The sequence below is a fragment of the Aeromonas sp. QDB68 genome (assembly GCF_027707405.1).
Taxonomy (GTDB): Bacteria; Pseudomonadota; Gammaproteobacteria; order Enterobacterales; family Aeromonadaceae; genus Aeromonas; species Aeromonas caviae.
This window is the reverse complement of the sequence record NZ_JAPCIQ010000052.1, coordinates 1-12,416: the sequence shown is the minus strand read 5'-3', so window position 1 is coordinate 12,416 and position 12,416 is coordinate 1. Positions and strand designations below refer to the sequence as shown.

Below are 12,416 nucleotides of genomic sequence, written 5' to 3'. Positions count from 1 at the left end.
GCCCCCCCGCCATGGCGGGGGAAGCATGATGGGTCGCGCGTTTGCGTGCCTCACCAGGTAACAAGACGATCTCGTGGATCGCTTGCACAATCAGGTAAATCAGGTAGCCCTCGACCGAGGGACCAAGGAGTAAGTGTGAATAAAGCGTTGAAAGTAGCTGGTTTGAGCTTTGCACTGATGGCTGCCGGCATGGGTTCTGCCTTCGCTGAGACCAAGATTGCCGTGGTCGACATGGGCGAAGTCTTCCAAAAGCTGCCCCAGCGTGAAGCCGTTGCCAAGAAGCTGAAGGGCGAGTTCGAGCCGCGCATGCGTGAACTGCAGAAGCTGGAGTCCGACGGTCAGGCACTGGTCGAGAAGTTCAAGAAGGACGAAGCCTTCATGAGCGCCGAGCAGAAAAAGCAGAGCCAGGAGAAGCTGGCCAAGCTGCAGATGGAATTCAACCAGAAGCGTCAGGCGTTTGAACAGGACAACGGTCGCCGTCAGTCCGAAGAGCGCAACAAGATCCTGACCAAGGTGCAGGCTGCCATCGACGCCATCGCCAAGAGCAATGGCTACGATCTGGTGCTGGAGCGCAACGCCGCCCCTTATGCAGCCAGCAAGCTGGACATCTCCGGCCAGGTTATTTCTCAGGTTAGCAAGAGCAACTAATTGATGGCATTCACTCTCGCACAGCTGGCCCAGCAACTGGGGGCCGAGGTCCATGGGGATGGGACCCGGGAAATTCGCAAGGTCGCGACACTGGAAAAAGCCGGGGAGGGGGAGATAGCCTTCCTGTCCAACAAGAAGTACCGGCATTTTCTGGAGCAGAGCAAGGCCACTGCCGTGCTCATCACCGAGGCAGACCTGCCGTTTTGCCCCACCAACGCCCTGGTGCTCAAGGACCCCTACGTGGGCTTTGCACGGGTTGCCCAACTGCTGGACACCACCCCGCAGCCGGCCATGGATATCCATCCGAGCGCCGTCATCGCGGCGGACGTGCAACTGGGCGAGAGAGTGGCCATCGGGGCCAATGCGGTGATCGAATCCGGCGTCGTGCTGGGTGACGATGTGCGTATCGGCCCGGGCTGTTTCGTTGGCAAGGATACCCGACTGGGAGCGCGCTCCCGGTTGTGGGCCAACGTCACCCTCTATCACAACGTGACCCTGGGCACGGACTGTCTGGTACAGGCCGGCACCGTGATCGGGGCAGACGGTTTCGGTTATGCCAACGAGCGCGGCGAGTGGATCAAGATCCCCCAGCTCGGTGGCGTGACCATCGGCAACCGGGTCGAGATCGGTGCCTGCACCACCATCGACCGCGGTGCGCTGGAAGATACCCGCATCGCTGACAACGTCATCATCGACAACCAGTGCCAGATCGCCCACAACGTCGAGATCGGCTACGGCACTGCCGTGGCGGGCTCCACCGTGATGGCCGGTAGTCTCAAGGTCGGCAAATACTGTATCATTGGTGGTGCTTCCGTCTTTAACGGGCACATGGAGATCTGCGACCAGGCCACCGTCACCGGCATGGCCATGGTGATGCGTCCCATCACCGAGCCCGGTATCTACTCTTCAGGCATCCCCCTGCAAACCAATAAAGAGTGGCGCAAGACCGCCGCCCGGGTGATGCGTATCGAAGAGATGCACAAGCGGTTGAGCAAGCTTGAGAAAAAGCTGGATCAAGAATAATCACGATTGGTATAGGGTACTGTTTTGACTACTGAAAAGAAGAGCCTGGGCATCCAGGAAATCATGGATCTGCTGCCCCACCGTTATCCGTTCCTGATGGTGGACAAGGTGGAAAACTACGAGATCAGCGATGAGCGCAAGACCCTGCGCGCCATCAAGAACGTCTCGTTCAACGAGCCGATCTTCCAGGGCCACTTCCCGGCCAAGCCGGTCTTCCCCGGCGTGCTGATCCTGGAAGCCATGGCCCAGGCCACCGGTATCCTGGCCTTCACCATGGTGGGCAAGCCGTCCCCCAACGAGCTTTATTACTTTGCCTCCATCGACAATGCCCGCTTCAAGCGCCCGGTGGGCCCCGGCGATCAGCTGGTGCTGGATGTGGAGTTCCTGAAGGAGCGTCGCGGCATCGCCAAGTTCACCGGTGTCGCCACCGTCGACGGTGAAGTGGTCTGTACTGCCGAACTGATGTGCGCCAAGCGCGAGGTATAACCGTGATCGATCAGACTGCCATCATCCACGACACCGCCATCGTCCATGAGTCTGCCGTCATCGGCAAAGGGGTTGAAATCGGCCCCTTCACCGTCATCGGCGCCGAGGTGGAAATCGGTGACGACACCTGGGTGAGCTCCCACGTGGTGATCAAGGGCCCGACCAAGATCGGTCGCGGCAACAAGATCTTCCAGCACACCTCCATCGGTGAGGATTGCCAGGACAAGAAGTACGCCGGCGAGCGCACCTTCCTCGAGATCGGCGACAACAACGTGTTTCGCGAGAACTGCACCGTGCACCGCGGCACCACCCAGGACCAGAGCCTGACCAAGGTGGGTAGCGGCAACCTGTTCATGGTCAACGTTCACGTGGCCCACGACTGCATCATCGGTGACAACTGCATCTTCGCCAACAACGCCACCCTGGCGGGCCATGTGCACATCGGTGACTTCGTGATCTTCGGCGGTCTGTCTGCCATTCACCAGTTCGGCCGCGTCGGCTCCCACGCCTTCGTCGGTGGCTGCGCTGCCCTGAACAAGGACGTGCCGCCCTACGTGATGGCCGCCGGCAACTACGCCAAGCCGTTCGGGGTCAACTCCGAAGGCCTGCGTCGTCGTGGCTTCAGCGCCGAGGCGATCTCCGCCGTCAAGCGCGCCTACAAGGAGATCTTCCGCTCCGGCAAGACCATTGAAGAGGTGTTGCCCGTGCTGAGCGAGATGGCCCAGAGCGAACCTGCCATCCAGCTCTATGTGGATTTCCTCAAGGACAACGAGCGCGGGATCATCCGTGCCTGATCCCATTCGCATCGGCATCGTCGCCGGAGAGACCTCCGGCGACATCCTGGCCGCAGGGCTGGTGCGCGAACTGCAAGCCCGCTACCCGGATGCGCAGTTCGAAGGGATCGCCGGGCCGCGGATGCAGGCTCTCGGCGTGAAGGCGCTGTTCGAGATGGAGGAGCTCTCCGTCATGGGCATCACCGAGGTGCTGGGCCGTCTGCCCCGCATCCTCCAGGTGCGCCGCGAACTGCTGCGCCACTTCATCGCCAATCCCCCCGACATCTTCGTCGGTGTGGATGCACCGGATTTCAATATCGGGGTGGAGCTGAAACTGCGCCGCGCCGGTATCAAGACGGTCCACTATGTCAGTCCCTCCGTCTGGGCCTGGCGTCAGGGCCGCATTCACAAGATCAAGGCCGCCACCGACATGGTGCTCGCCTTCCTGCCGTTCGAGAAAGCCTTCTACGACCGTTTCGATGCCCCCTGTCGCTTCGTCGGCCACACCATGGCGGACGACATTCCCCTGGTCCCGGATCAAGGGGCGGTGCGCGAGGCCCTTGGCATCGATCCCGCCCGTCGCTGGCTGGCGGTACTGCCGGGGAGTCGCACGGCGGAAGTGGGCTTCATGGCGCCGGTCTTCCTCGAGGCGTGCAAGCACCTGACGGTGCACAACCCGGATCTCGGTTTCATCGTGCCTCTGGTCAACCAGAAACGGCGCGAGCAGTTCCTCGCCATCAAGGCCGAGGTGGCTCCGGAGCTCGACATGGTGCTGCTGGACGGCCAGGGCCGCGAGGCCATGATTGCCGCCGACGTGGTGATGCTCGCCTCCGGCACTGCGGCCCTCGAGGCCATGCTGGTGAAAAAGCCCATGGTGGTCGGTTACAAGCTCAAACCCTTCAGCTACTTGCTGGCCCAGTGGCTGGTGAAGACGGATTATGTCTCCCTGCCGAACCTGCTGGCGGACAAGATGCTGGTGCCCGAGCTCATCCAGCACGAGTGCACCCCGGCCAACCTGGTGGAAGAGGTGAGCAAGCTGCTGGACCATGACAACAGCGAGCTCATCGCCACCTTCACCCGGTTGCACGAGAAGATCCGCTGCAATGCGGATGTGCAGGCAGCTGAAGCGGTTGCCGTGCTGCTGGAACGCTAGTGGGCTCTGCCTGTGTGTCAGGCGTGATGTTGTGCTGATACTGGCCCTGCGGGGCCGGTTTTGATTCAAGGCTATGAGATGACGATCGATATTCCCGAAGACAAGCTGATTGCCGGGGTGGACGAGGTGGGTCGCGGCCCCCTGGTGGGTGACGTGGTCACCGCCGCGGTGATCCTGGATCCTGCCAATCCCATCCTTGGCCTCGCCGATTCCAAGAAGCTCTCCGAGAAGAAGCGGCTCGCCCTGTTTGGCGAGATCAAAGAGAAGGCGCTGGCCTATGCCATCGGCCGCGCCAGCCCGGCGGAAATCGACGAGCTCAACATCCTGCACGCCACCATGCTGGCGATGCAGCGCGCCGTGGCGGGGCTCAAGGTGACGCCCGAGCTGGTCTTCATCGACGGCAACCGCTGCCCCAGATTGCCGATGGAGGCCCGCGCCGTGGTCAAGGGGGACAGCCTGGTGGCCGCCATCAGCGCCGCCTCCATCCTCGCCAAGGTGACCCGGGACGCCGAGATGACCGAGCTGGACAGCCGCCATCCCGAGTACGGTTTCGCCCGCCACAAGGGCTACCCGACGGCGGAGCACCTCGCCATTCTGGCCGAACGGGGCCCGCTGCCCGAATACCGGCAGAGCTTCAAGCCGGTGCGCCGCGCCCTGGGGATCGAATAACCGATGCCGATCTGTCTGAACGATTTCTGCTTGCGCAATGAGAGGGCGTGACCATGGCTGATCCCCGTTTCATCCACCTGAGGGTGCATTCCGACTTCTCCATGGTCGACGGCTTGCAGAAGATCGGTCCCATCGTCTCCGCTGCCGCCGCCAACAACATGCCGGCCCTGGCCCTGACGGACCAGATGAACATGTGCGGCCTGGTGCGCTTCTACGGCTCTGCCCACGGCAAGGGGATCAAGCCCCTGGTCGGGGCGGATTTCTGGGTGCAGAGCGACGAGCTTGGGGACGAGCAGTTTCGCCTCACCCTGCTCGCCATGGACAACGACGGCTACCAGAACATCACCCTGCTCATCTCCCGCGGCTATCAGCGTGGTCATGTGCAGGGGCGCCCCGTCATCGACAAGGCCTGGCTTGGCGAACATGCCAAGGGGGTGATCGTCCTCTCCGGCGGGCGCGAGGGGGATGTGGGCAAGTTCCTGCTCAAGGGCAACCGCCAGATGGTGGAGCATTGCCTCACCTTCTACCAGACCCACTTCCCGGATGCCTACTACCTGGAGCTGCTGCGTACCGGCCGCCCGGACGAGGAGGTCTACCTCCACATGGCGGTGGCCATTGCCACCGAGTTCGAGCTGCCGGTGGTGGCCACCAACGAGGTGGTGTTCCTCACCGCCGATGACTTCGATGCCCACGAGATCCGGGTCGCCATCCACGACGGCTACACCCTGATGGACAAGCGCCGACCGCGCCGCTACAGCCCCCAGCAGTACCTGCGCAGTCAGGAGGAGATGGCGGAGCTGTTTGCCGACATCCCGGAAGCCCTGGAAAACACGGTGGAAATCGCCAAGCGCTGCAACGTGACGGTGCGCCTTGGCGAGTATTTCCTGCCCAATTTCCCCACCGGCGACATGACCACCGAGGACTTCCTGGTCATGAAGTCGAAGGAAGGGCTGGAGGAGCGGCTGGAGTTCCTGTTCCCGGATCCGGCGGTGCGGGCCGAGCGCCGTCCCGAGTATGACGAGCGTCTCGACATCGAGCTCAAAGTGATCAACCAGATGGGCTTCCCGGGTTACTTCCTCATCGTGATGGAGTTTATCCAGTGGTCCAAGGACAACGGCATCCCCGTTGGTCCGGGCCGGGGCTCGGGGGCGGGGTCGCTTGTGGCCTATGCCCTCAAGATCACCGATCTGGATCCGCTGGAATTTGACCTGCTGTTCGAACGTTTCCTGAACCCCGAGCGGGTCTCCATGCCCGACTTCGACGTCGACTTCTGCATGGACAGGCGCGACGAGGTGATCGATCACGTCTCCGAGATGTACGGCCGGGAGGCGGTGTCCCAGATCATCACCTTCGGCAGCATGGCGGCCAAGGCGGTAGTGCGGGACGTCGGCCGGGTGCTGGGCCACGCCTACGGCTTTGTCGATCGCATCTCCAAGCTGATCCCGCCCGACCCCGGCATGACCCTCGCCAAGGCGTTCGAAGCCGAGCCCAAGCTGCCCGAGCTCTACGAGCAAGACGAGGAGGTCAAGGACCTCATCGACATGGCCCGCCGCCTGGAAGGGGTGGTGCGCAACGCCGGCAAGCACGCCGGTGGCGTGGTGATCGCGCCTACCAAGATCACCGACTTTGCGCCGCTCTATTGCGACGACGAGGGGCATCACCCGGTCACCCAGTTCGACAAGAACGACGTGGAGTACGCGGGTCTGGTGAAGTTCGACTTCCTGGGGCTGCGCACCCTCACCATCATCGATTGGGCCCTTGGCATGATAAACCCCCGTCTTGCCAAAGAGGGCAAGCCGCCGGTGGACATCGCCGCCATCCCCATCGACGACAAGAAGTCGTTCGCCCTCTTGCAGCGTTTCGAGACCACGGCGGTGTTCCAGCTCGAATCCCGCGGCATGAAGGATCTCATCAAGCGGCTGCAGCCCGACTGCTTCGAAGACATGATCGCGCTGGTGGCCCTGTTCCGTCCGGGCCCGCTCCAGTCGGGCATGGTGGACAACTTCATCGAGCGCAAGCACGGCAAGGAGGCCATCTCCTACCCGGACGAGAAGTGGCAGCACGAAAGCCTCAAACCCATACTCGAGCCCACCTACGGCATCATCCTCTACCAGGAGCAGGTGATGCAGATCGCCCAGACCCTGGCGGGGTATACCCTGGGTGGCGCGGACATGCTGCGCCGGGCCATGGGCAAGAAAAAACCCGAAGAGATGGCCAAGCAGCGGGCGGGCTTCGAGGAGGGGGCGGTCAAGAACGGCGTCGACGGCGAACTGGCGATGAAGATCTTCGATCTGGTGGAGAAGTTTGCGGGCTACGGCTTCAACAAGTCCCACTCCGCTGCCTATGCGCTGGTCTCCTACCAGACCCTCTGGCTCAAGACCCACTTCCCGGCGGAGTTCATGGCGGCGGTGATGACCGCCGACATGGACAACACCGACAAGATAGTGACCCTGGTGGACGAGTGTCAGCGCATGGGGCTGACCGTGATCCCGCCGGACGTCAACACCGGCCGCTACCGCTTCAGCGTCAACGAGGACGGCCACATCGTCTACGGCATCGGCGCGGTGAAGGGGGTAGGGGAAGGGCCCATCGAGGCGATCCTGGACGCGCGGGATCGGGACGGTCCGTTCCGCGACCTGTTCGATTTCTGCAACCGGGTCGACATCAAGAAGCTCAACAAGCGGGTGATGGAGAAGCTCATCCTCTCCGGCGCCATGGACAGGCTCGGCCCCCACCGCGCCGCCCTGATGGCGACCCTGGAGGAGGCGATGCGCGCCGCCGAGCAGCACGCCAAGGCCCAGGCGGTGGGGCAGGTCGACATGTTCGGCGTGCTCACGGAGGAGATCGACGACGTCAAGAAGGCGTTCGCCAACGTGCCGCACTGGCCCGACAAGGTGTGGCTGGAAGGGGAGCGCGAGACCCTCGGGCTCTACCTCACCGGTCACCCCATCAACCAGTACAGCAGCGAGCTGCGGCGCTACACCTCGGGCCGACTGTGCGATCTGCATCCCACCTCCCGGGATACGGTGACCACGGCGGCGGGGTTGGTGATCGCGGCGCGCAGCATGGTGACCAAGCGCGGCAACAAGATGGGGATCTTCACCCTGGACGACAGATCCGGCCGTCTGGATGTGACCCTTTTCAGTGAAGCGCTGGAAAAATACGAAGAATTGATGCAAAAAGACCGTATTTTAGTGGTTTCTGGACAGGTCAGCTTTGATGACTTCTCCGGTGGCCTTAAAATGTCGGCCCGCGAGTTGCTGGATATCAACGATGCGAGGGAGCGTTTTGCCAGGGCAATCCGCATCTCCCTCGATGAACAACGCATTGACGAGCGCTTTTTCCCGCGTTTGTGCGAGATTTTGGAGCCCGCCCGTGCCGGAGTCTGTCCGGTTCAGGTAAACTATCGTCGCCCCGGTTCCCGGGTGCGATTGACGCTCGGTACCGAGTGGCGGGTGACGCCCACCGATCAACTGATAGATGACTTGCGAGTCCTGCTTGGACGAGAGCGGGTTGAATTGGTTTTTGATTAGAGGATCTATTGTCCCTATGAGTCTTTTTCTGGATTTTGAACAGCCGATCGCCGAGTTGCAGGCACAGATCGATGAACTGCGCCATGTGAGCGAGCACAACAGTGCCGTGGATCTCAGCGAAGACATTCGCCGGCTGGAGAAGAAAAACGAAGAGCTGACCAAGAAGATCTTCGGCGATCTGGGTGCCTGGCAGGTATCCCAGATGGCACGTCATCCCCAGCGCCCCTACACCCTCGACTACATCGAGCAGATCTTCACCGATTTCGACGAGCTGGCCGGGGATCGCGCCTATGCCGATGACAAGGCCATCGTCGGCGGCATCGCCCGTCTCGACGGCGAGCCAGTGATGGTCATCGGTCACCAGAAGGGGCGCGAGACCAAGGAGAAGATCAAGCGCAACTTCGGCATGCCGCGTCCGGAAGGGTACCGCAAGGCCCTGCGCCTGATGGAGATGGCCGAGCGCTTCAAGATGCCGATCATCACCTTCATCGACACCCCGGGTGCCTACCCCGGCGTCGGTGCCGAGGAGCGTGGCCAGTCCGAAGCCATCGCCCGCAACCTGAAAGTCATGGCCGGCCTGACCGTGCCGGTGGTCTGCACCGTGATCGGTGAAGGCGGCTCCGGCGGCGCTCTCGCCATCGGTGTAGGCGATCGGGTCAACATGCTGCAGTACTCCACCTACTCCGTCATCTCCCCGGAAGGGTGCGCCTCCATCCTGTGGAAGAGCGCCGAGAAGGCCTCGGTGGCGGCGGATGCCATGGGCATCACCGCCCAGCGCCTGAAGGAGCTGAAGCTCATCGACAACATCGTCGAGGAGCCCCTCGGCGGTGCCCACCGCGACGTGGAGAAGATGGCCAAGCACCTGAAAGCGCGCATCAAGCAGGATCTGGATGCCCTGCGCCCCCTCGACAGCGAGCAACTGCTGGAGCAGCGCTACCAGCGTCTGCTGGGTTACGGCTACTGCTGATCTGCCGCTTCCAATAAAAAGTCCCCGCATGCGGGGACTTTTTTTATGGGCGACGTTTGTGGGGGACGCCGGGGGCGGGTCTCAGGGGGCGGTCAGCGCCCGTTGCATACGGACGGAAGCACGCCCTCCGGCAGGGCTCAGGGCCCGCCACTCCCGCCACAGCAGCCAGCACAGGGGGGGCGTCAGCAGCAGCACGGTGGCGGGCTGTGCCATCAAGACCCCGTCGCGCCCCCACCAGAGGGGCAGCAGGAAGATGAGGGGCAGCAGCAGCACCGTCTTGGCCACGGAGATGACGAGGGCCTGGCGGGTGCGGGCCATGGCCTGCAACAGCACGATGCCGAACATGACGATCCCCTCCAGGGGCAGGGCAGCGAGGTTGAGGGTCAGACTGCTGATGGCGGCGGCGAGCAGCTCTGCGTCCTGATCACCGGTGTAGAGCATGGCGACCGGCTGCGGCAGCAGCTGGACAATCAGCCAGACCCCCAGGCCATAGACCAGGGTGATCTTGAGCCCCATCGCCATCAGGAACTGGAGGTCGCGATGGCGCCCGGCCCCGGCTGCCTGGCTCACCAGGGGCTGGATGCCAAACGCCAGTCCCTGCAGGATGACGATGAAGACCGCCTCCGTGTACCCCGCCACGGTGAAGCCCGCCAGATCCTTGACCGTGCCGTGCACCATCAGCTGGCTGTTGTGCAGCAGCAACAGCAGCCCCAGATTGAACTGGGCGATGAGGCTCGGCAGCCCGGTAAAGAGCAGGCCGGGCATGGCCGGGAAGCGGGGCACCAGCTGGCGCCAGGTCAGCCGCAACCGGGCGTGGCGGGTGAAGAAGTACCCCAGGCCGAGCAGGCTGACCACGGCCTCCGAGAGGAGGGTGGCCTGGGCCGTGCCGGTGAGGCCGAGCCCGAGCCGGCCCACCATGATGTAGTTGAGCAGGATGTTGAGGAGGGCGCCGCCGCTCACCAGTACCATGGCGAGGCGAGGGCGGCCGTCGTTGCGAAGCAGGTAGGGCACCGCCAGGTTGCTGGCGAGCAGCAGGGTGCCACCGCCAATCCAGGTGAGGTAGTCGCTGGCCTGCTGCCAGGTGTCGGTGCCGGGGGCCATTCCCAGGGCCTGCAGGATATCGGTGTGCCAGTGGTGCAGCAGCAGCGGCGCTACCGTGCCCAGGATCAGCAGCAGCCAGAGGGCGCTGACCAGGGCCTGGCGGGCCAGAGCGAGGTTCCTGGCGCCCTGCTGGAAGGAGATGGCGGTGGCGGCCCCCATGGCGATCATGGCAGCGAGGCCGATGAGCACCATGATGACCGGATAGACCAGGTTGATGCCGGCAAGGCCGGCGGCCCCCACGTAGTGGCCGACGAAGATGCCGTCCACCAGGTAGTAGGCGCCGGAGACCAGCATGGCCATGACGGAGGGGAGGGCATAGCCCCGGAAACGGCGGGCCATGGCCCGTTGACGCAGGCGGAAGTAGGCGGACATATCTGTACTCGGGAAAAGGGCCGGAATCGAGCAGACAGTCTAGTTTCTTATTTTTTAATTGATAATCAGGCTTTCATTTGATGAATTGCTGAATAAAGCTCATCAATCAACGGATCCTGTGATACTCCTTCAGCATGTCGATCAGGGCTCGCAGCCCTTGCCCCAGCTGGTGCCGGCCCGGATAGAAGAGGTTGAACCCGGCAAAGCTGGGGCTCCAGTCATCCAGCACGCTCACCAGCCGCCCCGATGCCAGAGCGTCGAACACCTCCCCTTCATGGCAGTAGGCGAGCCCGAGCCCCGCCTCGGCCGCCCCCAGGTAGAGCGCGGGCGTGCTGGTGGTGAGCGGGCCCGTCACTTCGATCTCCAGCAGTTCCCCCTCGGCGGCAAAGGCCCAGCGATAGTGGTGATGGGGCGTGAGCCGGTAGCCGATGCAGTCGTGCTGGCGCAGATCCGAGGGGTGGCGAGGGGTGCCACGCCGTGCCAGATAGTCGGGGGAGCCCACCACCAGATAGCGCTGCTGCGGGCCCAGGGGAACCGAGATCATCTCCTGGGGCAGCAGGTCGCCGTAGAAGAGGGCGGCGTCGTAGCCATCCTCGATGAGGCGGGGCATCAGCTCCAGCTCCTCCACCTCCACCTGCATGCGCGGGTAGCGCACCAGATAGTCGATGAGCACCGGGGCCAGCACTTCCTGGATGGCGGCTCGGGGGGCACAGAGCCTGAGCCTGCCCACGGGTTCGCCCGCGTGGCGCGTCAGCTCCGCCAGCGCCGCCTCCAGTTGCCCCAGGGTTGGCAGCACCTGGGCCAGCAGCCGTTCGCCCGCCTCGGTCGGCACCACGGCCCGGGTGCTGCGATTGAGCAGCCTGACGGCCAGGCGACTCTCCAGCCCTTTGAGGGCATGACTCAGGGCCGAGGCGGAGACCCCGAGCTCGAGGGCGGCCTTGCTGAAACTGCGGTGACGGGCGACGGCGGCAAACACGGCCAGCTCGGCGAGATCGGTGCGGGAGAGGGTCATGGTCGGTACGCAGAAAAGGGGCGGACACAAAGGGTACGCCATGGGGCGACGGGAGACAATCGGGGGGCAATGAGGGGGTTGTGACAAAATTGTTGCGCGTTTCAAGGGTGAGGTGGATCACACCAAAAAGTTTATATGTTAAAAAAAAATCGCAATATGGCGATTCAAGTGTGATCTGAAGCGACGGAAAGGCGATTCCAATCAAACTTTGGTTGATTAATTCAAAAAAACGCTGTGATTAATAGGGCCTTTTAACTAGAGTCATCTCATCGGATGAGGTGAGCGTTATCCCGTTGTTAACGAGCGAGCACGATCCCCTCTGTATTACGACTCCCCGCCCGTGTTTGTTGCAATCAGGTTGCCACAGGGAGTGGCGGCCGGATGGCCGGGGCGGAGGAACAAACAGGACGAATAGCTGGAGTTCCAGGGAAAGGAACCGGGCCCAGGCCCACTGACAAGTTAAGATCCCACTTTCCTTGATGACAGGAACACCCCTATGTCTGACATGAACATTGCAGTTGAAGGCAGCTTGAGCAAAGCCTCCTCCCGTGGCATCAACAAGGCCGACGTGGTCTGGATGCTGGGTCTGTACGGTACCGCCATCAGGGCGAGATCGTGAACATTTTGTTAAAAATTAAAAATAGTTTTTTGCCTACAAAACAAATACTTATAGGCCTGT

The 12,416-nt window shown here is 62.6% G+C and carries 11 protein-coding genes; 9 read left to right on the top strand and 2 right to left on the bottom strand.

Features of this window, described 5'->3' with window-relative positions; translation table 11 throughout:
* Positions 1–135: 135 nt before the first annotated feature.
* From PG892_RS14600 to accA, 8 genes are all read left to right on the top strand, one after another.
* Positions 136–648 (top strand): OmpH family outer membrane protein, encoded by a 513-nt coding sequence (locus PG892_RS14600; RefSeq protein WP_029313943.1) that lies wholly within the window; start codon positions 136–138, stop codon positions 646–648.
* Positions 649–651: 3 nt separating this feature from the next.
* Positions 652–1,671, top strand: a complete 1,020-nt coding sequence (lpxD, locus tag PG892_RS14595; RefSeq protein ID WP_039039449.1) for a UDP-3-O-(3-hydroxymyristoyl)glucosamine N-acyltransferase — start codon at positions 652–654, stop codon at positions 1,669–1,671.
* Between the two features lie 24 nt (positions 1,672–1,695).
* Complete coding sequence (gene fabZ, locus PG892_RS14590) at positions 1,696–2,157, top strand: 3-hydroxyacyl-ACP dehydratase FabZ (RefSeq protein ID WP_010673414.1); 462 nt, start codon at positions 1,696–1,698, stop codon at positions 2,155–2,157.
* Between the two features lie 2 nt (positions 2,158–2,159).
* On the top strand, positions 2,160–2,951 hold the full coding sequence (gene lpxA, locus PG892_RS14585) for an acyl-ACP--UDP-N-acetylglucosamine O-acyltransferase (RefSeq protein WP_124814244.1): 792 nt from the start codon (positions 2,160–2,162) through the stop codon (positions 2,949–2,951).
* Entirely contained in the window at positions 2,944–4,083 is a 1,140-nt protein-coding gene (gene lpxB / locus PG892_RS14580; protein ID WP_104451737.1) for a lipid-A-disaccharide synthase, read from the top strand. Before lpxA ends, lpxB begins: the two co-directional genes overlap by 8 nt.
* A 78-nt stretch (positions 4,084–4,161) precedes the next feature.
* Positions 4,162–4,752 carry a ribonuclease HII gene (gene rnhB / locus PG892_RS14575; RefSeq protein ID WP_039039433.1) on the top strand — a complete coding sequence of 197 codons (591 nt, stop codon included), beginning with the start codon at positions 4,162–4,164 and terminating at the stop codon, positions 4,750–4,752.
* Between the two features lie 53 nt (positions 4,753–4,805).
* On the top strand, positions 4,806–8,285 hold the full coding sequence (gene dnaE / locus PG892_RS14570) for a DNA polymerase III subunit alpha (RefSeq protein ID WP_261998870.1): 3,480 nt from the start codon (positions 4,806–4,808) through the stop codon (positions 8,283–8,285).
* Between the two features lie 16 nt (positions 8,286–8,301).
* Positions 8,302–9,252 carry an acetyl-CoA carboxylase carboxyl transferase subunit alpha gene (gene accA, locus PG892_RS14565; protein WP_041211295.1) on the top strand — a complete coding sequence of 317 codons (951 nt, stop codon included), beginning with the start codon at positions 8,302–8,304 and terminating at the stop codon, positions 9,250–9,252.
* Between the two features lie 81 nt (positions 9,253–9,333).
* Here accA and PG892_RS14560 read toward each other — a convergent pair whose 3' ends face one another.
* Positions 9,334–10,725, bottom strand: a complete 1,392-nt coding sequence (locus PG892_RS14560) for an MATE family efflux transporter (RefSeq protein ID WP_270825532.1) — start codon at positions 10,723–10,725, stop codon at positions 9,334–9,336.
* 106 nt (positions 10,726–10,831) lie between these two features.
* Positions 10,832–11,737 (bottom strand): LysR family transcriptional regulator, encoded by a 906-nt coding sequence (locus tag PG892_RS14555; RefSeq protein ID WP_039039436.1) that lies wholly within the window; start codon positions 11,735–11,737, stop codon positions 10,832–10,834.
* A gap of 496 nt (positions 11,738–12,233) precedes the next feature.
* Between PG892_RS14555 and PG892_RS14550 the strand changes: the two genes are divergently transcribed.
* Entirely contained in the window at positions 12,234–12,356 is a 123-nt protein-coding gene (locus PG892_RS14550) for a hypothetical protein (protein ID WP_270825533.1), read from the top strand.
* Positions 12,357–12,416 lie beyond the last annotated feature (60 nt).

Coding starts and splice junctions, on each gene's coding strand:
- lpxD (WP_039039449.1), top strand. CDS start 652: ATGGCATTCACTCTCGCACAGCTGGCCCAGCAACTGGGGGCCGAGGTC.
- rnhB (WP_039039433.1), top strand. CDS start 4,162: ATGACGATCGATATTCCCGAAGACAAGCTGATTGCCGGGGTGGACGAG.
- dnaE (WP_261998870.1), top strand. CDS start 4,806: ATGGCTGATCCCCGTTTCATCCACCTGAGGGTGCATTCCGACTTCTCC.
- accA (WP_041211295.1), top strand. CDS start 8,302: ATGAGTCTTTTTCTGGATTTTGAACAGCCGATCGCCGAGTTGCAGGCA.
- PG892_RS14560 (WP_270825532.1), bottom strand. CDS start 10,725: ATGTCCGCCTACTTCCGCCTGCGTCAACGGGCCATGGCCCGCCGTTTC.
- PG892_RS14555 (WP_039039436.1), bottom strand. CDS start 11,737: ATGACCCTCTCCCGCACCGATCTCGCCGAGCTGGCCGTGTTTGCCGCC.
- PG892_RS14550 (WP_270825533.1), top strand. CDS start 12,234: ATGTCTGACATGAACATTGCAGTTGAAGGCAGCTTGAGCAAAGCCTCC.